The sequence below is a fragment of the Ancylobacter oerskovii genome, from assembly GCF_018390555.1.
Classification (GTDB): Bacteria; Pseudomonadota; Alphaproteobacteria; order Rhizobiales; family Xanthobacteraceae; genus Ancylobacter; species Ancylobacter oerskovii.
In genome coordinates, this window is record NZ_JAHBGB010000006.1 from 181,877 (window position 1) to 202,846 (window position 20,970).

The following is a 20,970-nucleotide window of genomic DNA, read 5'->3' on the forward strand; positions in this document are numbered from 1 at the left end:
AGTGCGGGAAGCGCGCTCCGGCGGAGAAGTCCACAGATTCGCGCCCATCCCGCAAGGGGCATCGACAAGGGGTGGCGGCTCGGCCACAGTGGCCGGCATGTCCGCCCCGGCGCTTTTCACCATCGGCTACGAGCAGGCGAGCGCCCCGGCGGTGCTCGACGAATTGTCGCGGGCGGGCGTCGAGCTGCTGGTGGACGTGCGGGCGGTGGCGGCCTCGCGCCGGGCCGGCTTCTCCAAGAGCCTGCTGGCCGCCGGCGTCGCCGAGCGCGGCATCTCCTACCTGCATCTGCGCGGCCTCGGCACGCCGGCGGAAGGAAGGCAGGCGGCGCGCAGCGGCCAGCATGGCGCCATGCAACGCATCTTCGCCGAACACATGCAGACACCGACCGCCCGCGAGCAGCTCGGCGAACTGGTCGATCTGGTGAAATCGGGGCGGCGGGTCTGCCTGCTCTGCTTCGAACGCCATCCCGAACACTGCCACCGGCTCATCGTGGCCAACCTCGTCTGCGAGCAGATCGAGGTGCCGGTGACGCATCTGATGGCGTCGCCTCTCTGACCCACCCGGCGGCTTCGGTGCGTGTTGCGACCCGCATCGCTCTACCTATGCGAGCATGGCAACGGAATACCCGCGCTGATTCGTTGGCGGGCCGGACGATCGATGCTCGTATCGGCTGAGCGGGTGAATTCCACAACCTTGGGGACGAAACGGCATGGCGGGCCTCGACCGTCTGGCTATGCGGCTGCTTCTTGTCGTCGTCGCGTCCGATGCGGCCTGCACGGCTGCCGGCGCCGAGGAGACGGCGCGCCCGAATCCCTTCGCCGGCCGGTCCTATTTCTATTCGGGCGTCGATGTCGCCCGCGATACCTCCTATGGCTGGGCCGGCGCCGCCTGGTCGCCGTTCGGCCTCATGGAGGAGGAAGGCTTCCGCCTGCGGGCGCAGGGCGGCGGCGGGCGCTATTCCTACCGCACGGACGATGTGCCGGGCGGCTGGAACAGCGCTTCCAAGCTGGAAGGCGAAGTGCTGGCCGGCTGGCAGTTCCTGGCCGGTGGGCATGCCCTCGCCATCTATGGCGGCGTCAATGTCCGCCAGGACACGCTGGACCGCCCCGACCCGTCCAACCGCGACCAGGGCAGCCATGTCGGCATAAAGGGCGTGGTGGAATGGTTCTATCGCCCGGCACCCGACTGGGTGGCGAGCGCGGCCGCCGGCGCCTCGACGGCGGATGAGACGGCCTCGGCACGGGCGAGCCTCGGGCGCAGGCTGAACGAGCATATCGAGCTCGGCACCGAGGCGACGGGTTATACCGACTGGTTCTCCAACACGGCAGGGGCCGGGCTTTACATCGCCAATCCCCTGCCCGGCCGGCAATGGCGCCTCGCCGGCGGCTGGCGCTGGAGCAGCGACAGCCCGGACGGCGCCTATGGCACGTTGTCCTTCTATGCGCCGTTCTGACTACGTGCCGCTCTGAGGGGGCAGACCGGGCGGCGCTTTATGCAGGGCTTCCGCTGCCGGGCTGCTTCCCCCTTCCCCACCGGGGAGAGGTAAAAGGGGCCGTCCGGGGCGAAGGGCAACGGGACGAAGACCTCCCTACGCGTCCTCGGCCTCCATGCCGTCCAGCGCCGGACGGGCATCGACCCTGGCGGTCTCGGCGATGCGGTGTAGTTCCAGCGCCTGGAGCTCCTCCAGCGTATCGACATCGACGAAGGCGGCATCGTCGCCGACCTCGACATCGATCACCGCCTCGGTGTTCTCGGCGAGAAGATGCCGGGCACCGACATCGCCGGTGAGCGCCGACAAGGCCGCGAACATCCGCCGGGCCCAGACTACCGGATTGCCGCGCCGTCCCTCGCTCGCCGGCGCCGCGGCGACGGCACCGGGGTGGCCCTGCAACGCCGCGACCAGACGATCGATCAACCCGGCCGAGACCTTCGGCATGTCGCCGAGCAATATGGCGACCGCCGGCGCTTCCGGCGGCACCGCGCCGAGGCCGACGCGGATCGAGCTCGACAGCCCATCGGCATAGCCGGGATTATGCACGACATGCACCGGCAGGTCGGCCAGCGCGCCGCGCACGCGGGCGGCATCGTGGCCGGTGACGACGATCACCGGCCGTGCCTGCGAGGCCAGCGCGGAGAGCGCCACGCGGCGCACCATCGGCTCGCCGTCGAGCGGCACGGTGAGCTTGTGCGCGCCCGGCATGCGGGTGCCGCGCCCGGCGGCGAGCACGATGGCAGCCGTGGGGCCGGCATGGGAGGCCGCGCCCTCGCGCGGCTGCGGACGGGACGGAATTTCCATCAGAAGGCCTCCTACCCCCATCGAGACGATGTCGGCCCGCGTGACCGGGATACCGGCGAGCAGCCGGCGCAGCACCCAGTCGAAGCCGTTTTCCTTCGGGCTGCGGGCGCATCCCGGCGCGCCGAGCACCGGCATGGCGCCGAGCCGGCCGGTGAGCAGCAGATTACCCGGATCGACCGGCATTCCAAAGTGCTCGATGACGCCGCCTGCCGCTTCCAGGCCGGCGGGAATGACATCGCGACGGTCGGCGATGGCCGAGGCGCCGAACACGATGGCGAGCTCGGCACCCGCCGCGCGGGCCCGATCGAATCCGTGGCGCACGCCCTCGGCGGTATGCGCCACTCGTTCCTCATGACAGATCGCGGCACCGGCGCCATCCAGCCGGGCGGCGGTGACACGCAGGGTCTTGGCGATCACCTTTTCCGGCAGGCCGGGCAACCATGTCGAGATCACCGCCACCCGCGAGAGCCGGAACGGCGCCACCTCGACCAGCGGCGGGCATTCGGCGAGGCGCGCCTCCACCGCCGCCATCACGGCGCCGGCGACCGCGAAGGGGATGATCTTCACCGTGGCGATCATCTCGCCGGCCTGAACCGGCCGGAATTCCGGCAGCGTTGCCAGCGTCACCGCCTCGTCGACGGCATTGAGCGCATCGATCCCGGCACGGTCCACCCGGACCAGGCCGGCGCAGCGGGCGCGGATATTCGCCCGGCCGGTAAAGGCGGCCTCGGGCTGCGCGCCCGCGCCGGCGACGGCCGCCGCCACCCGCGCCGCCGCCACATCCTCGGCGACGTCGCCGGGCTCGGCCCGCGCCACCACTATTTCGACGAGGCCATGGCCGGCGAGCGCACGTACAAGGGCGGCGTCGAGCCGGGTGCCCTTGCGCAGGTCGAGGCCCGGCAGCTTCAGCGAATGGACGTTCACCGCCCCTTCGGCCTCGTCGAGCGGCACCCGGGCGAATTTCATGCCGCCCGCCCGCTCTGGTCCTCATCTACCGTCGGCCGGCGACGCAGCTCGCCGACGATCTCCGCGATGATCGACACCGCGATCTCTGCGGGGCTCGCCGCGCCGATGTCGAGGCCGATCGGGGCGTGGATGCGGGCGAGCGCCTCGCGCGGCACGCCGTTCGCCGCCAGCCGGTCGAGCCGCGCGGCATGGGTACGGCGCGAGCCGAGCGCGCCGATATAGAAGCAGTCGCGCGCCAGCGCCTCGATGAGCGCCGGGTCGTCGATCTTGGGATCGTGGGTCAGCGCGGCCAGCGCGGTATAGGCGTCGATGCCGAGCTTCGGCAGCACCACATCCGGCCATTGGGCGTGGATCTCGACATCGGGGAAGCGCTCGGGGGTGGCGAAGGCGGTGCGTGGATCGACGATGACGACGTCGAGCCCGGCGAGCCGCGCCATCGGTGCCAGCGCCTGGGCGATATGCACTGCGCCGGTGATGACGAGGCGCGGCGCCGGCACCTCGACGGCGAGGAACAGGCGCTCATTGCCGAGGGTGAGCAGCGTGCTCTTCGCGCTGCGCAACACCTCGGCGAGCTGCGGGGCCAGCGGATCGCCGGCGACGCCCTGCGCCTTCACCAGCCGCTGGCGGCCACTTCCCAGCTCGGTGACGACCACCGCGGCGCGGCGGGCGGCCCGTTCGGCATTCAACTCTTCGAGCAGCGAGAGGTCCATCAGGTCAGCTTCTCGACATAGACGGCGATGCGCCCGCCGCAGGAGAGCCCCACCTGCCAGGCAGTGGCGTCGGCAACGCCGAATTCGAGCAGGCGCGGGACGCCGGCCGCGATCACCTCGGCGGCCTCCGCCACCACCGCGCCCTCGACGCAGCCGCCCGACACCGAGCCGAGGAAGCTGCCGGCCTCGTCGATGACGAGATGGCTGCCGACCGGGCGCGGGGCGGAACCCCAGGTCTCCACCACCGTCGCCAGGGCGACCCCGCGCCCCTCGCGGCGCCAGCGAGCGGCGGCTTCCAATACATCGTCCTCGCGCGCGCCCGGCGCGCCGGCCTTTCCGTCCGCCATGACCGCCTCCCTATATGTGACGAACCATAACGCAATGCAGCACAAGCCGGCTTGCCGATAAACCCGGAAACGGTCACAAGATCGCGCATGAAGCCGTCCCCCTCGCCCCTTCCGACCGTCGCCCGCCTGCCGCGCACGCTGCGGAGCGCCACCGCGCTCGCCGAGGCGGGCCTGCTGCCGCCCGATCCGGCGCTGGAAGCGGTGGGCGCCCGCTATGCGGTGGCGGTGACGGCCTCGCTGGCGACGAAGATGGTGCCGGGTGCGGCGGACGACCCGATTGCCCGGCAGTTCCTGCCCGATGCCCGCGAGCTCGATGTCCAGCCGCAGGAACTGGCCGACCCGATCGGCGACGACGCCCACAGCCCGGTGCCGGGCATCGTGCACCGCTATCCCGACCGCGCGCTGCTGAAGCTGGTCGGCGTCTGCGCCGTCTATTGCCGGTTCTGCTTCCGCCGCGAGATGGTCGGCCCCGGTGCCGAGACCGGCCTGTCCGAGGAGGCCCTTGACGGCGCCCTCGCCTATATCGCCGGCCACCCGGAAATCTGGGAAGTGGTGGTGACCGGAGGCGATCCGTTCATGGCCTCGCCGCGCCGGCTCAAGGAGCTGCTGAAGCGCCTCGCCGCCCTCGGGCATGTGAAGATCGTCCGCTTCCATACCCGCGTGCCGGTGGCGGCGCCGGAGCGCGTCACCGGCGCCCTGGTCGAGGCGCTGCGGGTGCCGGGCCTCACCACCTGGGTCGCCGTGCATGCCAACCACGCCAGCGAGCTCGACGACGGGGTGCACGCGGCGCTGGCCCGCCTTGCCGATGGCGGTATCGCGCTGGTCGGCCAGAGCGTGCTGCTGCGAGGGGTGAACGACGACGCCGAGACGCTGGCGGCGCTGTTCCGGGCTCTCGTGGAGGCGCGGGTGAAGCCCTATTACCTGCACCATCCTGACCTTGCGCCGGGCACCGTGCATTTCCGCCTGCCCGTCGAGCGTGGGCAGGAACTGATGCGGGCGCTGCGCGGGCGCGTCTCCGGCCTCGCCTTGCCGACCTATGTGCTCGACATTCCCGGCGGCCACGGCAAGGTGCCGATCGGCCCCGGCTATATCGAGCCGGCGCCGGAAGGCTGGCGCGTCACCGACTATTGCGGCGGCATCCATGGCTACGATCCGGCGGCGGAACGGTGAGCGCACGCGCGGAGTACTGGGACGTCGTCATCCTCGGCGCCGGCGCCGCCGGGCTGATGTGCGCCATCGAGGCTGCCAGGCGCGGGCGCCGCACCCTCGTCCTCGATCATGCTCGCGCACCGGGTGAGAAAATCCGCATATCCGGCGGCGGACGCTGCAATTTCACCAATATAGAGACGACGCCGAAAAGCTTCCTTTCCGCCAATCCCCGCTTCTGCATCTCGGCGCTGAACCGCTATACCCCGCACGACTTCATTGCCCTGGTGCGGCGCCACGCCATCGCCTTCCACGAGAAGACGCTCGGGCAGCTGTTCTGCGACGGCTCGGCGCGGCAGATCGTCGACATGCTGCTGCGGGAGTTGCGGGACGCCGGGGGCGAACTGCGGCTCGCCACCTCGGTTTCGCTGCCGGACAGGGACGACGGTACTTTCCGGCTCGCGACGTCCTCCGGGCCGATCGCCTGCGCGGCTCTCGTCGTGGCCACCGGCGGCAAGTCGATCCCCAAGATGGGCGCCACCGGCTTCGGCTACGACGTTGCGGCGCGTTTCGGCCTCAAGGTGACGACCACCCGACCGGGGCTGGTGCCGCTGACCCTCGATCCTCCGTCGCTGGAGCGGCTCGCTCCCCTGTCGGGAATCGGCCTGCCCGCGCGGGTGTCCCACGGCAAGACCGACTTCGACGAAGCGGTGCTGTTCACGCATCGCGGCCTGTCGGGCCCGGCAATCCTGCAGATCTCCTCCTATTGGCGCGAGGGCGAGGAGATCGCCGTCGACCTCGCGCCTGGCATCGACGTGTTCGCGGCCTTGAAGGCGGCACGCGCCGAGAATGGCCGGCAGGCGCCGGCGAGCGCGCTGACAGCCCTGTTGCCGCGCCGGCTGGCACAGCTTCTCGGCGACGACCACGCCCCGGCCCGCAACCTTGCCGACCTGCCCGACAAGCTGCTGCGCCCGCTTGCACAGGCCGTCAATGAATGGCGGTTCAAGCCCGCCGGATCGGAAGGCTACCGTACCGCCGAGGTCACGCTCGGCGGCGTCGATACGGACGAACTCGACCAGAAGGCCATGCAGGCCCGCCGCGTGCCCGGCCTCTATTTCGTCGGCGAGGTGGTGGACGTCACCGGCTGGCTCGGCGGCTACAATTTCCAGTGGGCGTGGTCGTCCGGCTGGGCGGCGGGCCAGGCCGTCTGATACCGCTTCCGCCGGGGCCTGCGCTACAGGCGGATATTCCCTGCCCGCTCCCGATCCGCCCGAAACGACTCGCCGCCGAGAGCGCCGATGGTAGCCCGGTCGAGGCGACGGGTGCCGCGACGTCGCCGCGGCGGCGGGGCGTTATTGCATCGCCATTCAAAAATGGGGGATTGTGACGCGAAAGCGACATTTTTCAGGCGATTAATACCGGCGCCTCGACGTGAATTAGCACCCTCCAATCGCCTGAAAATGATTAGATTTTTGGCATTGGAGGTATTTAAGCACCCAAGTATCACTTCTTTCGATGATTTGCATTTCGTCTTTCGATCGAATTGTATCGGATCGCGGCGCAGGCTAAGACTCTGCGAGCCCATCTCCCGGGCACGATGACAATATGGGCAAACCATACGGGAGATGGGGTGGCGACATCGGCTGAGGGGAGCCGGCACAGATTATGGACGTTTTCGTACAGCAGCTCATCAACGGGCTGACGCTGGGATCGATCTACGGATTGATCGCCATCGGCTACACAATGGTCTTCGGCATCATCGGCATGGTGAACTTCGCGCATGGCGACGTGTTCATGGTGTCGACCTTCATCGCCCTCGTCTGCTTCCTTCTGCTGACGACGGTGCTGGGCATCACCTCGATCTTCCTGGCGCTGGCCATCGTGCTGGTGGTGGCGATGTTCTTCACGTCGCTGATGAACTGGGCGATCGAGCGCGTGGCCTATCGGCCGTTGCGCGGCTCGTTCCGCCTGGCGCCGATGATCTCGGCGATCGGCATGTCGATCTTCCTCGCCAATTTCGTGCAGGTGTCGCAGGGCCCGCGCAACAAGCCGGTGCCGCCGATGGTCACCGACGTGATCGTGATCATGGAGCGCGAGGGCTACCAGGTCACGCTTGCCTGGAAGCAGGTCATCATCATGGTGCTGACCAGCGCACTGCTCGGCGGCTTCTGGTACCTGGTGCAGAAGACCTCGCTCGGCCGGGCGCAGCGCGCCGTCGAGCAGGACCGCAAGATGGCGGCGCTGCTCGGCATCAATGTCGACCACACCATCTCGCTGACCTTCGTCATCGGCGCCGCGCTCGCTGCCGTCGCCGGCACCATGTACCTGATGTATTACGGCGTGGCGAACTTCGCCGACGGCTTCGTGCCGGGCGTGAAGGCCTTCACCGCCGCGGTGCTCGGCGGCATCGGCTCGCTGCCTGGCGCGGTGCTCGGCGGGCTGCTGATCGGGCTCATCGAGGTGTTCTGGTCGGCCTATTTCTCCATCGAATACAAGGACGTGGCGGCTTTCTCCATCCTTGCCATCACGTTGATCTTCCTGCCGCAGGGCCTGCTCGGCCGGCCGGAAGTCGAGAAGGTGTGAGGCAGGCATGGCCGTCGACACCGCACATCCGGCTGGCGCCGTCGCAGGCTCCGGCACGTCCATCCTTCCCGGCGCCCTCAAGGACGCCTTCCTCACCGGGCTGATCGCCCTCGGCCTGCTCGGCCCGCTGGTCGGCTTCCAGACGGTGATCATCGACGGCGCGCTCGGCCTCGCCTATCGCCCGCTCGTCGTCGCCATCATGGTCGGCATCATCTTCGTCGGCCGGCTGATCCTCAACCTCACCGTCTGGTCGCCGAACCGGGCGCCCAAGGCGAATGCCGGATCCGGGCCGCTCGCCCGCGGCGCGCTCGCCATCGCCCCGGCCTTCAAGCCGGCGCTGCTGGCCTTCGCGGTGCTGTTCCCGGCGATCGCCGCCTTCGCCATGGGCGGACTGAACGAGAGCCGCTACCTGCTCGATCTCGGCATCCTCATCCTCACCTATGTGATGCTGGGCTGGGGTCTCAACATCGTGGTCGGCCTCGCCGGCCTGCTCGACCTCGGCTATGTCGCCTTCTACGCGGTCGGCGCCTACACCTATGCGCTGCTCGCCACCTCGACGCCGGTGAACGACTTCTTCGCCGCGATACTCGGCGAGACGTTCTGGGCCAACTGGGCGTTCTGGTTCTGCCTGCCCGCCGCCGGCCTCTTCGCCGGCCTGTGGGGCATGATCCTCGGCTTCCCGGTGCTGCGGCTGCGCGGTGATTACCTCGCCATCGTCACGCTGGCCTTCGGCGAGATCATCCGCCTGGTGCTGATCAACTGGGTGGACTTCACCGGCGGCGGCGCCGGCATCGCCTCGATCCCGCGCGCGACGTTCTTCGGCATTCCGTTCAATGCCAGCGAGGACGGCTTCGCGGCGCTGTTCGGGCTCGAATTCAACCCGATGCACCGCATCGTCTTCCTCTACTTCGTCATTCTCGTCCTGGCGCTGATCACCGCCTTCACCACGGTGCGGCTGCGCCGCCTACCGGTGGGGCGTGCCTGGGAAGCGCTGCGCGAGGACGAGATCGCCTGTCGCTCGCTCGGCATCAACACCACCAATGTGAAGCTCTCGGCCTTCGCCACCGGCGCGATGTTCGGCGGCTTCGCCGGCTGCTTCTTTGCGGTGCGCGCCGGCTTCGTCTCGCCGGAAAGCTTCACCTTCGACATCTCGGCGATGATCCTCGCCATCGTGGTGCTCGGCGGCATGGGCTCGCAGATCGGCGTCGCCGTCGCCGCGGCGGTGATGATGGGCGGCATGGAGATGCTGCGCAATCTGGGCTTCCTCAAGCAGGTGTTCGGCAACGATTTCGATCCCAGCCTCTACCGCATGCTGCTGTTCGGCTTCGCCATGGTGGCGATCATGATCTGGAAGCCGCGCGGCCTTGTCTCCTCCCGCGATCCGACGATCTTTCTCAAGGAGAAGAAGGCGGTTTCCGGCAGCCTCGTGAAGGAAGGGCACGGCTGATGGCTGAGATGGCTCTCCCCCTGCACGGCTGGGACAAGGACCCGATCCTCTCGGTCGAGCACCTGTTCATGCGCTTTGGCGGCCTCATCGCCGTCAACGACCTGTCGTTCAAGGTCGGGCGCGGCGACATCACCGCGCTGATCGGCCCCAACGGCGCCGGCAAGACCACGGTGTTCAACTGCATCACCGGCTTCTACAAGCCGAGCGAAGGCCGCCTCGTGCTCGCCCATGGCCGCGCGCCGACCGATGCCGAGCTCGCGGCGGTGACGCTGAACGGCGAGCGTGCCCTCGCCGGCCCCGACGCCGGCGTGTACCTGCTGGAGCGGATGCCCGACTACAAGGTGTCCGGCGAGGCCAAGGTGGCGCGCACCTTCCAGAATATCCGGCTGTTCACCGGCATGACGGTGCTGGAAAACCTGATGGTCGCCCAGCACAACGCGCTGATGGCCGCATCCGGCTATTCGCTCAAGGGGCTGTTCGGCTTGCCCGGCTACACCGCGGCGCAGCGCCAGGCCACCGAGCGGGCCAAGTACTGGCTCGACAAGGTGGGGCTCACCGAACGGGCCGACGATCCGGCGGGCGACCTGCCCTATGGCGCGCAGCGCCGGCTGGAGATCGCCCGCGCCATGTGCTCGGGCCCGATCCTGCTCTGCCTCGACGAGCCGGCCGCCGGCCTCAACCCGCGCGAAAGCCTGGAGCTGAACGAGCTCCTGCGCGCCATCCGCGCCGAGCACGGCACGTCCATCCTTCTCATCGAACACGACATGAGCGTGGTGATGGAAATCTCTGACCATGTGGTCGTCCTCGACTACGGCACCAAGATCTCCGACGGCACCCCCGAGGCGGTGAAGAACGACCCTCGCGTCATCGCCGCCTATCTCGGCGTGGACGAGGACGCGGTCGAGGAGGTCGAGGCGGTGCTCGACGAAGCCACGGGGGCGCAATCGTGAGCGCTGCCGTGACTGCTTCCGAGCCCATGCTGGCCATTCGCGGCGTCAAGACCTTCTACGGTAACATCATGGCGCTGAAGGGCGTCGACGTGGACGTCCATCGCGGCGAGATCGTCACGCTGATCGGCTCCAACGGCGCCGGCAAGTCCACGCTGATGATGACCATCTTCGGTCAGCCGCGCGCCCGCGAGGGGCAGATCCTCTACGAGGGCCGCGACATTACGCGGATGCCGACCCACGAGATCGCGCATCTGAAGATCGCGCAGTCTCCCGAGGGCCGGCGCATCTTCCCGCGCATGACGGTGTTCGAAAACCTGCAGATGGGCGCCTCCATCGACAATTTCGAGCATTTCGACGGCGACCTCGAGCGGGTGTTCACGCTGTTCCCCCGCCTGAAGGAGCGCATTGGCCAGCGCGGCGGCACGCTGTCGGGCGGCGAGCAGCAGATGCTCGCCATCGGCCGGGCGCTGATGAGCCGCCCGCGCCTGCTGATGCTGGACGAGCCCTCGCTCGGCCTCGCGCCGCTGATCGTCAAGCAGATCTTCGACGCCATACGCGAGCTCAACCGCACGGAAGGGCTCACCGTGTTCCTGGTCGAGCAGAACGCCTTCCATGCGCTGAAGCTCGCCCATCGCGGCTATGTGCTGGTCAACGGCGCCGTCACCATGTCCGGCGCGGGGCGCGAGCTCCTCGAGCGGCCGGAGGTGCGGGCCGCCTATCTCGAAGGCGGGAGGCACTGACATGGCGGCACCCACGCGTCCCACCCTCATCGCCCAGGGCGCCCCGAACAGCCTCGCCGTCGTGCTGCCGGGAGCGGTGGCGGCGGCGATCCTGCTGGCCAGCCTCTTCGCCCCCTCGCTGGTGGTGGAGGCCTCGCGGGCGGATTTCTACCTCGTCACCGTATTCCTCGGCGGCGGCGCCGCCTGGCTGTCCGGCCGGGCCGTGGCTTCGACCTGGCGAGGCTATCGGCAGGCGGTGATCTATGCGCTGCTGCTCGGCTGCGCGGTGCGGTTCTTCCACTTCGCGCTGTTCCAGGGCACGCTGCTCAGCCTGCCGCATTTCATCACCGACACCGCCTTCGTGCTGGCGCTCTCGACGCTCGGTTTCCGTGCCGAACGGGCGACGCAGATGGCGACGCGCTACAGCTGGCTTTTCCGCCAGGCCGGCCTGTTCGGCTGGCGGCGCGGGACCTCGGAAACGCCGCCGGAGGACGCCGCGTAAGCTGGTGCACATCTTTCGCTTCTTCCGTCGACAAGCGCCTGAAAAAGAGCAACATTTGCCCCTGGGGGCGACTGGCCTGGCCGACGGACCGGCGAACAACCAAGAACCACCCCTTTCAGAAGCAGGAGAGACCTTCCATGAAGAAGTTTCTGTTTGCCGGCCTTGCGCTCAGCGCCACTCTGGCGATGGCGCTGCCGGCCTCGGCACAGGTGAAAGTCGGCGTCGGCGGTCCGATGACCGGTGCCAACGCCGCGTTCGGGGCGCAGCTGAAGAACGGCGCCGAGCAGTGGGGCGCTGACGTCAACGCCGCCGGCGGTCTGCTCGGCCAGAAGGTCGAGATCGTGGTGGGCGACGACGCCTCCAAGCCCGAGCAGGGTGTCTCCGTCGCGAACAAGTTCATCGCCGACGGCGTGAAGTTCGTGATCGGCCACTTCAACTCGGGCGTGTCGATCCCGGCTTCCGAGCAGTATGCCGAAGCCGGCGTGGTCGCCATCTCCCCGGCCTCGACCAACCCGAAGCTGACCGAGCGCAGCCTCACCAACGTGTTCCGCACCTGCGGCCGCGACGACCAGCAGGGCGCGGTGGCCGCGGACTACATCGTCAAGAACCTGAAGGACAAGAAGGTCGCGATCGTCCACGACAAGACCCCGTACGGCAAGGGTCTCGCCGACGAGACGCAGAAGGCCATGAACAAGGCCGGCATCAAGGAAGTCGTCTACGAAGGCATCAACCCGGGCGAGAAGGACTATTCGGCCCTCGTCTCGAAGCTGAAGGCCGCGAATGTCGACGTGCTCTACTATGGCGGCCTGCACACCGAAGCCGGCCTGCTGGTGCGCCAGATGCGCGACCAGGGCATGAAGACCGTGCTGTTCTCGGGTGACGGCATCACCGACAAGGAGTTCTGGACCATCGCCGGTCCGGGCGCCGCCGGCACGCTGATGACCTTCGGCCCGGATCCGCGCAAGAACCCCGCCGCCGCCAAGGTCGTCGAGGAGTTCAAGAAGAAGGGCATCGACCCGGAAGGCTACGTGCTCTACTCCTACGCCGCCGGCCAGGTGATCCAGCAGGCGGTCGACGCCACCAAGTCGCTCGACCCCAAGAAGGTCGCCGAGTACATCCACTCCGGCAAGCCCTTCGACACGGTGCTGGGCAAGCTGACCTTCGACAAGAAGGGCGACCGCACCAATCTCGACTATGTCGTCTATGTCTGGAAGGACGGCGGCTACACCGAGCTCTGATGCGCGGCGCCTGACGGCGCGTTATCGGGCCTGAACGAGACCCGCCGGTGCAAGCCGGCGGGTTTTGCTTTTCGCGAGGCCCCGGCGGCAGGCGGGAAGCGCACCTGCGGAGATTGTCAGCACGTCCGCGCCGGCTACACTCGTTTTCTCGGGAGGGTCGACGCGCCGATGGAAGTGAAACTGCGCCTGGAGAAAGCACGCCCGGAGGATGCCGAAGCGATGCTCATCGTGCATCGCGCGGCCATTCGCGGCACCGCGGCGGCCTATTACGATCCCGACATCATCGACGCCTGGGCTCCCCTGCCGCTGCGACCCGACCATATCGACGCCCTCGCCCGCCGCATCGAAAGCGGCGAGGAGGAGGCGATCGTCGCGCGCGGGCGCGGCGGCGTAATCGTCGGGTTCGGCTCCTTCGTGCCCGGCGGCCGCGAATTGCGGGCCATCTATGTCGTGCCCGACCATGGCCGCCTCGGCATCGGCGCCGCCCTCCTGCGGGAGCTTGAGATCCGGGCGCGCAAATACGGGCTGTCGGAACTCATCATGGACGCGACGCTCAACGCCGAAGCCTTCTACACGCGCCATGGCTTCACCGCCGTGCGGCGCGGCGAAAGCGTGCTGCGCGGCGGCCGGCGCATGGCCTGCATCCGCATGCGCAAGCCGCTCAAGCGCTGACGGGGACCTCAGCCGAAGCTGGCGAGAGCCGGGAAGGTCTCCAGCATCCAGTAGCTGATGCTCGCCATCCAGCCGGACAGGAAGCCGATGCCGGTCAGCACCAGCAGCGCGCCCATGGTCTTTTCCACCATGGGCAGATAGCGCCGCGCCCGCGTGAGCAGGCCGAGCGCCGGCCGCGCCATCGCCGCGACCAGGAGGAACGGCACGCCGAGCCCGGCCGAATAGACGGCGAGCAGGCCGGCTCCCCGGGTGAGCGTCTGCTCGGAAGCGGCGACCGCGAGAATCGCCGCCAGCACCGGCCCGATGCAGGGCGTCCAGCCGAAGGCGAAGGCGAGGCCCATGACATAGGCGCCGGCAAGGCTGGTGGGGGCATCGACATGCACACGCTTCGTCTGCGTCAGCCAGCCGAGCCGCAGCACGCCGAGAAAATGCAGGCCCATCAGCAGGATGGCGACACCGGCCACGATGGCCAGCTCCTGCGAATAAAGCCGCAGATAACCGCCGACCACCGAGGCCCCAGCGCCCAGCGCCACGAACACCGTCGAGAAGCCGGCGACGAACAGCACCGCCGCTCCCAGCGTGCGCCGCGCCGCGGCGCCGGTCGGCGCCTTATGGGTGATCTGGTCGAGACTGGTGCCGGCCAGGTAGCACAGATAGGGCGGCACCAGCGGCAGCACGCAGGGGGAGGCGAAGCTGGCGATGCCGGCGACGAAAGCGGCCGGAAGCGTGACGTCGGCCATTGACCTTGGCACCCGTGAACGAATTGACTGCGGCAGCCGCGGCAAGCGGCGACCGCCCTGCGTCCAATGCACGGCCGGGGCGGTGAATGCAATGCGGCGATTTCCGCCATCGCCGGGATGTGATGACCCGCAAAGGGCAATGGGGAGAGGCAGAAGAATGCGCAACCTGATCACCGATGTGGCCGGGCTGAAGGTCGGCAACGCCACGGATCTCGCCCTGGCTTCCGGCGTGACCACGGTGGTGTTCGACCGTCCGACCACCGCCTCGGTGGATGTGCGCGGCGGCGGGCCGGGCACGCGCGAGACCGACCTGCTTGCCCCCGACACCACGGTGGATGCCGTGCATGCCCTCACCCTCAGCGGCGGCTCGGCCTTCGGCATCGATGCCTGCGCCGGGGTGATGGCCCGCCTCGCCGAGCAGGGTATCGGCTTCGCCATCGGCGATGCCCGCATCCCGATCGTGCCCGGCTGCGTGCTGTTCGACTTGATCAATGGCGGCGACAAGAACTGGGGCCGCTTCGCCCCCTACCGCGATCTCGGCTACCGCGCCGCCGGCGATGCGGGGCTGGATTTCCCGCTCGGGACGATCGGCGCCGGCACCGGCGCCACGACGGCCATTCTCAAGGGCGGGCTCGGCTCCGCCTCGGCGGTGTCCGCAAGCGGCCATGTGGTGGGCGCCATCGTCGCGGTGAATGCGGTCGGCTCGGTGAATGTCGGCGACGGCCCGCATTTCTGGGCGGCGCCCTTCGAGCGCGATGGCGAATTCGGCGGTCTCGGCCTGCCGGCCCCCCTGCCCGCCCCACGCCTCGCCCCGCCGATGAAGGGTATGCCGGCGGTGGACGAGCCGGCGGCGGCGACGCTCGCCAATACCACCATCGCCATCGTCGCCACCGATGCCGCGCTGACCAAGGCCCAGTGCAAGCGCCTCGCCGTGATGGCGCAGGACGGGCTGGCCCGGGCCATCTGGCCGGTACACACCCCGCTCGACGGCGACACGGTATTTGCCGCCGCCACCGGCACCAGGCCGCTCGGGGAGCCGGTGCGCGACCTCGCCTGGCTCGGCGTCGCGGCGGTGGAAGCGCTCGCCCGCGCCTGTGCCCGCGGCGTCTATGAGGCGAGCGCGCTGCCGCAGCCGGGGGCGCTTCCGGCCTGGCGCGACCGCTGGGCACGCTGAGGAGGTATCATCGGCGGGCGCTATTGCGGACGACGCAATAGCAGGAGGCTTGCGACACGGATTTGTCGTGTTTGATTGCCGCCCTTGTCGCATCTGTCCAATAAGCATGGCAGCCATGCGCCGGACACTCTCATTAGAAAAAATGAGGGGTGCATGACGCAAAGCCGGCCACGCATCAGGGTCAACGGACTCACCAAGATCTTCGCCGACAGGACGGAGGCGGCGCTTGCGCTGCTCAAGGCCGGCCAGAGCCGCGCCGAGATCCTCAAGGCGACCGGCGCCGTGGTCGGGCTTCAGGATGTCAGCTTCGACATCGCCGAAGGCGAGATCCTCGTCGTCATGGGCCTGTCGGGTTCCGGCAAGTCTACCTGCCTGCGCTGCATCAACCGGCTGATCGAGCCCACCGCCGGCTCGGTCTTCGTCGACGATGTCGACATTACCCGGCTGGGCGAGCGGGAACTGATGGAGTTCCGCCGCACCCGCTTCGGTATGGTGTTCCAGCAATTCGCCCTGTTCCCCCACCGCAGCATCGTCAAGAACGTCGAATACGGGCTGGAGGTCCAGGGTGTGCCGGCCTCCGCGCGCCGGGAGCGCGCCATGGCGGCGCTCGAGACGGTGGGCCTGAAGGGCTGGGACCAGCACTTTCCCTCGCAGCTCTCCGGCGGCATGCAGCAGCGCGCCGGCCTCGCCCGCGCGCTGGCACTCAATCCCGACGTGCTGCTCATGGACGAAGCCTTCAGCGCGCTCGATCCGCTGATCCGCCGCGACATGCAGGGCGAGCTCGTCGCGCTGCAGAAGCGGCTCAAGAAGACCATCGTCTTCGTCAGCCACGATCTCGACGAGGCCATCGCGCTCGGCGGGCGCATCGTGCTGATGAAGGACGGTCGGGTGGTGCAGCAGGGCACCGCGGCCGACTTCCTCGCCAACCCCGCCGACGACTATGTGCGGCGTTTCGTCGAGCATATCGACGTGCTCGGCGTCGTCACCGCCGGCGACGCCATGCGCCCGCCGACCGCGGTCAAGCCCTGGTTCAGCACCGCGGCCGAGGCGCTCGCCAGCCTCGTGCAGAGCGGCGAGCCGGTCATGACGGTGGTGTGCCAGGAGGGGCGGTTCCAGGGCACGGTCGATGCCGACACGCTGAAGGCGGCCGGCGAGACGGAACTGCGGCTGCTGCTGAGCGACACCGATGCCTGCGTGTCGTCCTCGGCCACGCTCAACGAGACGGTCGTCAAGCTTGCCGGCGGACGCGGCGAGATCGCCGTCATAGATGCCGACCGCTCCTTGCGCGGGGTGATCGCCAATGCCGACCTGGTGGCGACGCTCGCCCGTCGTCGCGCGCAGCCGCTGCACTGAGGAGGAACGCGATGGCCTTCGAGATTCCGCGCATCCCCCTCGCCGACTGGTGCGATATCGCGCTGGACTGGGCGACCGAGCATTTCTCGGGCGTCACGCGCGCGCTCAGCGCCGTGATCGGCACCGGCATCGAGACGATCACCGACTTTCTGGTCGACCTGCCCCCGTGGCTGGTGATCGTCGCGTTCGGCCTGGCGGTCTGGCGGCTGACCACGCTGCGCATCGCCCTGTTCAGCGTGCTCGGCTTCGCGTTCCTGTGGAACCTCGACCTGTGGCGGGCGACCATGCAGTCGCTGGTACTGGTGCTGGTCTCGACGCTGTTCGCCCTCGCCATCGGCATACCCATCGGCATCGGCGCGGCGGTGAGCAAGCGGTTCTGGCGCGTGGTCGCACCGGTGCTCGACATGATGCAGACCATGCCGAGCTTCGTCTATCTCATTCCGGCCATTCCATTTTTCGGCCTCGGCGCTGTCTCGGCCTGCTTCGCCACCATCGTCTTCGCCATGCCGCCGACCATCCGCCTCACCGCGCTCGGCATCATGCAGACGCCGCCGGAACTGGTGGAGGCGGCCGATGCCTTCGGTTCCTCGCGGTGGCAGAAGCTGTTCAAGGTGCAGCTTCCCCTCGCCATCCCCACCATCATGGCCGGCATCAACCAGACCATCATGCTCGCGCTCTCCATGGTGGTGATCGCGGCGATGATCGGCGCTGGCGGGCTCGGCGGAGAGGTGTGGAAGGCCATCCAGCGTCTGGAGGCCGGACAGGGCTTCCAGGCCGGCATCGCCATCGTGGTGCTGGCCGTCATCCTCGACCGCATCACCCAGCACGTCGCCCGCCACATGCGGCGGGACAAGGCGTGAGACTCTGAACCAACGGAAGCGGCACAACGACTTCCGGGCACAACATCCCCCTTCCAGACTGGAGCAAAGCCTATGTCCATCCTCGGTAAAATCGCGAAGACGGCTGCACTGGCCGCCACCGCCATCGGCCTTGCCGCCGGTGCGGCGCAGGCGGAGAAGAAGGACCTCACCATCGCCTATGTCGAATGGTCGGACGCCGTGGTCGCGACCAACATCGTCAAGACGGCGCTGGAGGAGAAGGGCTACAAGGTCAAGATCGTGCCGCTGTCCGGCGCCGCCATGTGGCAGGCGGTGGCGACCGGCGAGGCCGACGCCATGGTCGCCGCCTGGCTGCCCGCGACCCACGCCGCCTATAACGCCAAGCTGAAGGACAAGGTGGTCGATCTCGGCCCCAACGTCACCGGCGCCAAGATCGGCTGGGCGGTGCCGACCTATGTCGACATCGCCACCATCGAGGACATCAAGAAGGACCCGGCGAAGTTCGGTGGCAAGGTGGTCGGCATCGATCCCGGCGCCGGCCTGATGAAGGCGTCGGAAAAGGCGATCAAGGAATACGCCCTGCCGGTGAAGCTGGTCGAGGGCTCGGACGCCACTATGGTGGCGGCGCTGAAGGACGCCTACGGCAAGAAAGAGCCTATCGTCATCACCACCTGGACGCCGCACTGGATGTTCGCCACCTGGGACCTGAAGTACCTGTCCGATCCCAAGGCTGTGTTCGGCGGCGAGGAGACGGTGAACACGGTGGTTTCCACCAAGCTGAAGGAAGAGGCGCCGGAGGCCTACAAGATCCTCGACAATTTCAACCTGTCGCTCGCCGACGAGCAGGCGGTGATGGTGGAGAACAACAAGCCCGGCGCCGATCCGGCCGCCACCGCCAAGGCCTGGGTCGCCGCCAACAAGGCCAAGGTCGACGCCTGGTCGAAGTGATCACATGCGATCCAGCCGTGCCGGCTCCCGGGCGGCACAGGCCATAGCCTCTCCCACTTCCTCCTGAACGGTCACCCGTCACGGCGATCGTTCCCACCTGAAAGGCCGGGCTCGTCCCGGCCTTTTCTTTTGGGGCTTGTCTTTTGGGCTTGTCCTGCCCGCCGTCATTGCATTGGCGGGGAGCCGGTGCTACGCGCCGGCATCCGCAAGGCGTCAGACAAACCGCCGGAAGATCGCGAGGGAGACCGCCATGGCCACGCATCCGCTCATCGTCGCCCCCTCCATCCTCGCAAGCGACTTCGCCCGCTTCGGCGAGGAGGTGCGCGCCATCGACGCCGCCGGCGCCGACTGGGTACATATCGACATCATGGACGGGCATTTCGTGCCGAACATCTCCTTCGGGCCGGATGTCGTGAAGGCGATCCGCCCGCTCACCACCAAGTTCTTCGACGTGCACCTGATGATCGCACCGGCCGATCCCTATCTGGAAGCCTTCGCCAAGGCGGGAGCCGATCTCATCACCGTGCATGCCGAGGCCGGCCCGCATCTGCATCGCTCGCTGCAGGCGATCCGCGCGCTCGGCAAGAAGGCGGGCGTCGCCCTCAACCCCGCGACGCCGGCGAGCGCGGTGGAGCATGTGCTCGGCCTCGTCGACCTCGTGCTGGTGATGACGGTCAATCCCGGCTTCGGCGGCCAGGCCTTCCTGCCGTCGATGATGGACAAGGTGCGTCAGATCAAGGCGATGATCGGCGAGCGCCCCATCCACATCGAAATCGACGGCGGGGTGACGGCGGAGACGGCGCCCTTGTGCGCGGCTGCCGGCGGCGACGTGCTGGTGGCTGGCTCCGCGGTGTTCAAGGGCGGCGCCGCGGCCTATGCCGGCAACATCGCGGGCATCCGCCATGCGGCGGAACGGGCGATCGGCACCCTGGTCTAGCCGCTTCCCGGTGCCTGCATTTGTCGCGGGGCCGCCTATCTGCTAATGCGCGGCGTCCGTCACGCAACTTGTGAGCACGCCCGTGATCCCGCGCTATACCCGTCCCGAGATGGCCGCCATCTGGGAGCCGCAGACCCGCTTCCGCATCTGGTTCGAGATCGAGGCGCACGCCACCGACGCGCTCGCCGAGCTCGGCGTGGTGCCAAAGGAAGCGGCGGCGAAGATCTGGGAGAAGGCGAAGGACGCCACCTTCGACGTCGCCCGCATCGACGAGATCGAGGCCGTCACCAAGCACGACGTCATCGCCTTCCTCACCCATCTCGCCGAGATCGTCGGGCCGGAAGCGCGCTTCGTCCACCAGGGCATGACCTCCTCCGACGTGCTCGACACCTGCCTCAACGTGCAGCTGGTGCGTGCCGCCGACATCCTGATCAAGGACGTCGACCGGCTGCTTGCCGCGCTCGAGGCCCGCGCCTTCGAGCACAAGCTCACCCCGACCATCGGCCGCTCGCACGGCATCCACGCCGAGCCGACCACCTTCGGCCTCAAGCTGGCGCAAGCGCATGCCGAATTCCAGCGCAACCGCGCCCGGCTCGTGGCGGCGCGCAAGGAGGTCGCCACCTGCGCCATTTCCGGCGCGGTCGGCACCTTCGCGCAGATCGACCCGCGCGTTGAGGAATATGTCGCCGCCAAGCTCGGCCTGAAGGTCGAGCCGGTGTCGACGCAGGTGATCCCGCGCGACCGCCACGCCGCCTATTTCGCCGCGCTCGGCGTCGTCGCCTCCTCCATGGAACGCGTCGCGGTGGAGATCCGCCACCTGCAGCGCACCGAGGTGCTGGAGGCGGAGGAGTTCTTCTCCGAGGGGCAGAAAGGCTCCTCGGCGATGCCGCACAAGCGCAACCCGGTACTGACCGAGAACGTCACCGGCCTCGCCCGCCTCGTGCGCGGCATGGTCACGCCGGCGCTGGAGAACGTCGCGCTCTGGCACGAGCGCGACATCTCGCATTCCTCGGTCGAGCGCGGCATCGGCCCGGATGCGACGGTAACGCTCGACTTCGCGCTGAACCGCCTCGCTGGCGTCGTCGAGAAGCTGATCGTCTATCCGCAGAACATGCAGAAGAACCTCGACCGGCTCGGCGGCCTCGTGCATTCGCAGCGTGTCCTGCTGGCGCTGACCCAGAAGGGCGCCTCGCGCGAGGATGCCTATCGGCTGGTGCAGCGCAACGCCATGCCGGTATGGCGCGGCGAGGGCGAGTTCCAGACGCTGTTGACCAATGACGCCGACGTGCGGAAGTACCTCTCCGCCGAGGAGATCGCCGAGAAATTCGATCTCGGCTACCACCTCAAGCATGTCGACACCATCTTCAGGCGGGTGTTCGGCCGCGCCTGAGAATTCGCATAT

The 20,970-nt window shown here is 68.4% G+C and carries 21 protein-coding genes; 17 read left to right on the top strand and 4 right to left on the bottom strand.

The window, feature by feature from the left end; genetic code table 11:
* The first annotated feature begins 97 nt into the window (after window positions 1-97).
* Both KHC19_RS06095 and bcsS read left to right on the top strand, forming a co-directional pair.
* Complete coding sequence (locus tag KHC19_RS06095; RefSeq protein WP_213351468.1) at window positions 98-556, top strand: DUF488 domain-containing protein; 459 nt, start codon at window positions 98-100, stop codon at window positions 554-556.
* 154 nt (window positions 557-710) lie between these two features.
* Window positions 711-1,454 carry a cellulose biosynthesis protein BcsS gene (bcsS, locus tag KHC19_RS06100; RefSeq protein WP_246548301.1) on the top strand — a complete coding sequence of 248 codons (744 nt, stop codon included), beginning with the start codon at window positions 711-713 and terminating at the stop codon, window positions 1,452-1,454.
* Window positions 1,455-1,589: 135 nt separating this feature from the next.
* On the opposite strand, the gene KHC19_RS06105 is transcribed toward bcsS, so the two are convergent.
* Genes KHC19_RS06105 through KHC19_RS06115 form a run of 3 tightly spaced genes read right to left on the bottom strand, consistent with a single transcriptional unit; the run spans window position 1,590 to window position 4,320 of the window.
* Window positions 1,590-3,263 carry an NTP transferase domain-containing protein gene (locus KHC19_RS06105; RefSeq protein ID WP_213351469.1) on the bottom strand — a complete coding sequence of 558 codons (1,674 nt, stop codon included), beginning with the start codon at window positions 3,261-3,263 and terminating at the stop codon, window positions 1,590-1,592.
* Window positions 3,260-3,973 carry an XdhC family protein gene (locus KHC19_RS06110; RefSeq protein WP_213351470.1) on the bottom strand — a complete coding sequence of 238 codons (714 nt, stop codon included), beginning with the start codon at window positions 3,971-3,973 and terminating at the stop codon, window positions 3,260-3,262. Before KHC19_RS06110 ends, KHC19_RS06105 begins: the two co-directional genes overlap by 4 nt.
* Entirely contained in the window at window positions 3,973-4,320 is a 348-nt protein-coding gene (locus tag KHC19_RS06115; RefSeq protein ID WP_213351471.1) for an XdhC family protein, read from the bottom strand. The genes KHC19_RS06110 and KHC19_RS06115 overlap by 1 nt, the downstream gene beginning before the upstream one ends.
* Window positions 4,321-4,407: 87 nt before the next feature.
* On the opposite strand from KHC19_RS06115, the gene KHC19_RS06120 reads away from it, so the two are divergent.
* The 9 genes from KHC19_RS06120 (at window position 4,408) to KHC19_RS06160 (ending at window position 13,577) form a co-directional block, all read left to right on the top strand.
* Complete coding sequence (locus KHC19_RS06120) at window positions 4,408-5,490, top strand: lysine-2,3-aminomutase-like protein (protein WP_213351472.1); 1,083 nt, start codon at window positions 4,408-4,410, stop codon at window positions 5,488-5,490.
* The gene (locus KHC19_RS06125) at window positions 5,487-6,677 is read left to right on the top strand and encodes a BaiN/RdsA family NAD(P)/FAD-dependent oxidoreductase (RefSeq protein WP_343207664.1); all 1,191 of its coding nucleotides are present in this window, start codon (window positions 5,487-5,489) and stop codon (window positions 6,675-6,677) included. Before KHC19_RS06120 ends, KHC19_RS06125 begins: the two co-directional genes overlap by 4 nt.
* 454 nt (window positions 6,678-7,131) lie before the next feature.
* Window positions 7,132-8,049, top strand: a complete 918-nt coding sequence (locus KHC19_RS06130; protein ID WP_213351473.1) for a branched-chain amino acid ABC transporter permease — start codon at window positions 7,132-7,134, stop codon at window positions 8,047-8,049.
* A 7-nt stretch (window positions 8,050-8,056) separates the two neighbouring features.
* The gene (gene livM / locus KHC19_RS06135; protein ID WP_213351474.1) at window positions 8,057-9,496 is read left to right on the top strand and encodes a high-affinity branched-chain amino acid ABC transporter permease LivM; all 1,440 of its coding nucleotides are present in this window, start codon (window positions 8,057-8,059) and stop codon (window positions 9,494-9,496) included.
* The gene (locus KHC19_RS06140; RefSeq protein WP_246548303.1) at window positions 9,496-10,446 is read left to right on the top strand and encodes an ABC transporter ATP-binding protein; all 951 of its coding nucleotides are present in this window, start codon (window positions 9,496-9,498) and stop codon (window positions 10,444-10,446) included. Before livM ends, KHC19_RS06140 begins: the two co-directional genes overlap by 1 nt.
* A 26-nt stretch (window positions 10,447-10,472) precedes the next feature.
* Complete coding sequence (locus KHC19_RS06145) at window positions 10,473-11,186, top strand: ABC transporter ATP-binding protein (protein WP_213351745.1); 714 nt, start codon at window positions 10,473-10,475, stop codon at window positions 11,184-11,186.
* Between the two features lie 118 nt (window positions 11,187-11,304).
* On the top strand, window positions 11,305-11,667 hold the full coding sequence (locus tag KHC19_RS06150) for a DUF6867 family protein (RefSeq protein WP_213351746.1): 363 nt from the start codon (window positions 11,305-11,307) through the stop codon (window positions 11,665-11,667).
* A 137-nt stretch (window positions 11,668-11,804) separates the two neighbouring features.
* The gene (locus KHC19_RS06155; protein ID WP_213351475.1) at window positions 11,805-12,905 is read left to right on the top strand and encodes a branched-chain amino acid ABC transporter substrate-binding protein; all 1,101 of its coding nucleotides are present in this window, start codon (window positions 11,805-11,807) and stop codon (window positions 12,903-12,905) included.
* A 168-nt stretch (window positions 12,906-13,073) separates the two neighbouring features.
* Complete coding sequence (locus tag KHC19_RS06160; RefSeq protein WP_213351476.1) at window positions 13,074-13,577, top strand: GNAT family N-acetyltransferase; 504 nt, start codon at window positions 13,074-13,076, stop codon at window positions 13,575-13,577.
* Between the two features lie 8 nt (window positions 13,578-13,585).
* Here the strand turns inward: KHC19_RS06160 and KHC19_RS06165 are convergent, their stop codons facing one another.
* Window positions 13,586-14,317 carry a cytochrome c biogenesis CcdA family protein gene (locus KHC19_RS06165; protein ID WP_213351477.1) on the bottom strand — a complete coding sequence of 244 codons (732 nt, stop codon included), beginning with the start codon at window positions 14,315-14,317 and terminating at the stop codon, window positions 13,586-13,588.
* A gap of 157 nt (window positions 14,318-14,474) precedes the next feature.
* On the opposite strand from KHC19_RS06165, the gene KHC19_RS06170 reads away from it, so the two are divergent.
* The 6 genes from KHC19_RS06170 (at window position 14,475) to purB (ending at window position 20,958) form a co-directional block, all read left to right on the top strand.
* Window positions 14,475-15,491 (top strand): P1 family peptidase, encoded by a 1,017-nt coding sequence (locus KHC19_RS06170; protein ID WP_213351478.1) that lies wholly within the window; start codon window positions 14,475-14,477, stop codon window positions 15,489-15,491.
* Between the two features lie 153 nt (window positions 15,492-15,644).
* Window positions 15,645-16,844 (top strand): quaternary amine ABC transporter ATP-binding protein, encoded by a 1,200-nt coding sequence (locus KHC19_RS06175; protein WP_213351479.1) that lies wholly within the window; start codon window positions 15,645-15,647, stop codon window positions 16,842-16,844.
* Window positions 16,845-16,855: 11 nt separating this feature from the next.
* The gene (locus KHC19_RS06180; RefSeq protein ID WP_213351480.1) at window positions 16,856-17,704 is read left to right on the top strand and encodes an ABC transporter permease; all 849 of its coding nucleotides are present in this window, start codon (window positions 16,856-16,858) and stop codon (window positions 17,702-17,704) included.
* A gap of 72 nt (window positions 17,705-17,776) precedes the next feature.
* Window positions 17,777-18,631: a glycine betaine ABC transporter substrate-binding protein gene (locus KHC19_RS06185; RefSeq protein WP_213351481.1), complete on the top strand. Its 855-nt coding sequence runs from the start codon at window positions 17,777-17,779 to the stop codon at window positions 18,629-18,631.
* 250 nt (window positions 18,632-18,881) lie between these two features.
* Window positions 18,882-19,568 carry a ribulose-phosphate 3-epimerase gene (gene rpe, locus KHC19_RS06190; RefSeq protein WP_213351482.1) on the top strand — a complete coding sequence of 229 codons (687 nt, stop codon included), beginning with the start codon at window positions 18,882-18,884 and terminating at the stop codon, window positions 19,566-19,568.
* 82 nt (window positions 19,569-19,650) lie between these two features.
* Window positions 19,651-20,958 carry an adenylosuccinate lyase gene (gene purB, locus KHC19_RS06195; RefSeq protein WP_213351483.1) on the top strand — a complete coding sequence of 436 codons (1,308 nt, stop codon included), beginning with the start codon at window positions 19,651-19,653 and terminating at the stop codon, window positions 20,956-20,958.
* Window positions 20,959-20,970 lie beyond the last annotated feature (12 nt).

Excerpts from the sequence above, each read along its gene's own strand:
- KHC19_RS06180 (WP_213351480.1), top strand. The coding sequence starts at position 16,856 with ATGGCCTTCGAGATTCCGCGCATCCCCCTCGCCGACTGGTGCGATATC.
- KHC19_RS06175 (WP_213351479.1), top strand. The coding sequence starts at position 15,645 with ATGACGCAAAGCCGGCCACGCATCAGGGTCAACGGACTCACCAAGATC.
- KHC19_RS06115 (WP_213351471.1), bottom strand. The coding sequence starts at position 4,320 with ATGGCGGACGGAAAGGCCGGCGCGCCGGGCGCGCGCGAGGACGATGTA.
- KHC19_RS06165 (WP_213351477.1), bottom strand. The coding sequence starts at position 14,317 with ATGGCCGACGTCACGCTTCCGGCCGCTTTCGTCGCCGGCATCGCCAGC.
- KHC19_RS06160 (WP_213351476.1), top strand. The coding sequence starts at position 13,074 with ATGGAAGTGAAACTGCGCCTGGAGAAAGCACGCCCGGAGGATGCCGAA.
- KHC19_RS06170 (WP_213351478.1), top strand. The coding sequence starts at position 14,475 with ATGCGCAACCTGATCACCGATGTGGCCGGGCTGAAGGTCGGCAACGCC.
- KHC19_RS06120 (WP_213351472.1), top strand. The coding sequence starts at position 4,408 with ATGAAGCCGTCCCCCTCGCCCCTTCCGACCGTCGCCCGCCTGCCGCGC.
- KHC19_RS06185 (WP_213351481.1), top strand. The coding sequence starts at position 17,777 with ATGTCCATCCTCGGTAAAATCGCGAAGACGGCTGCACTGGCCGCCACC.
- KHC19_RS06095 (WP_213351468.1), top strand. The coding sequence starts at position 98 with ATGTCCGCCCCGGCGCTTTTCACCATCGGCTACGAGCAGGCGAGCGCC.
- rpe (WP_213351482.1), top strand. The coding sequence starts at position 18,882 with ATGGCCACGCATCCGCTCATCGTCGCCCCCTCCATCCTCGCAAGCGAC.
- KHC19_RS06110 (WP_213351470.1), bottom strand. The coding sequence starts at position 3,973 with ATGGACCTCTCGCTGCTCGAAGAGTTGAATGCCGAACGGGCCGCCCGC.
- KHC19_RS06155 (WP_213351475.1), top strand. The coding sequence starts at position 11,805 with ATGAAGAAGTTTCTGTTTGCCGGCCTTGCGCTCAGCGCCACTCTGGCG.
- KHC19_RS06130 (WP_213351473.1), top strand. The coding sequence starts at position 7,132 with ATGGACGTTTTCGTACAGCAGCTCATCAACGGGCTGACGCTGGGATCG.
- KHC19_RS06140 (WP_246548303.1), top strand. The coding sequence starts at position 9,496 with ATGGCTGAGATGGCTCTCCCCCTGCACGGCTGGGACAAGGACCCGATC.
- bcsS (WP_246548301.1), top strand. The coding sequence starts at position 711 with ATGGCGGGCCTCGACCGTCTGGCTATGCGGCTGCTTCTTGTCGTCGTC.
- KHC19_RS06105 (WP_213351469.1), bottom strand. The coding sequence starts at position 3,263 with ATGAAATTCGCCCGGGTGCCGCTCGACGAGGCCGAAGGGGCGGTGAAC.
- livM (WP_213351474.1), top strand. The coding sequence starts at position 8,057 with ATGGCCGTCGACACCGCACATCCGGCTGGCGCCGTCGCAGGCTCCGGC.
- KHC19_RS06145 (WP_213351745.1), top strand. The coding sequence starts at position 10,473 with ATGCTGGCCATTCGCGGCGTCAAGACCTTCTACGGTAACATCATGGCG.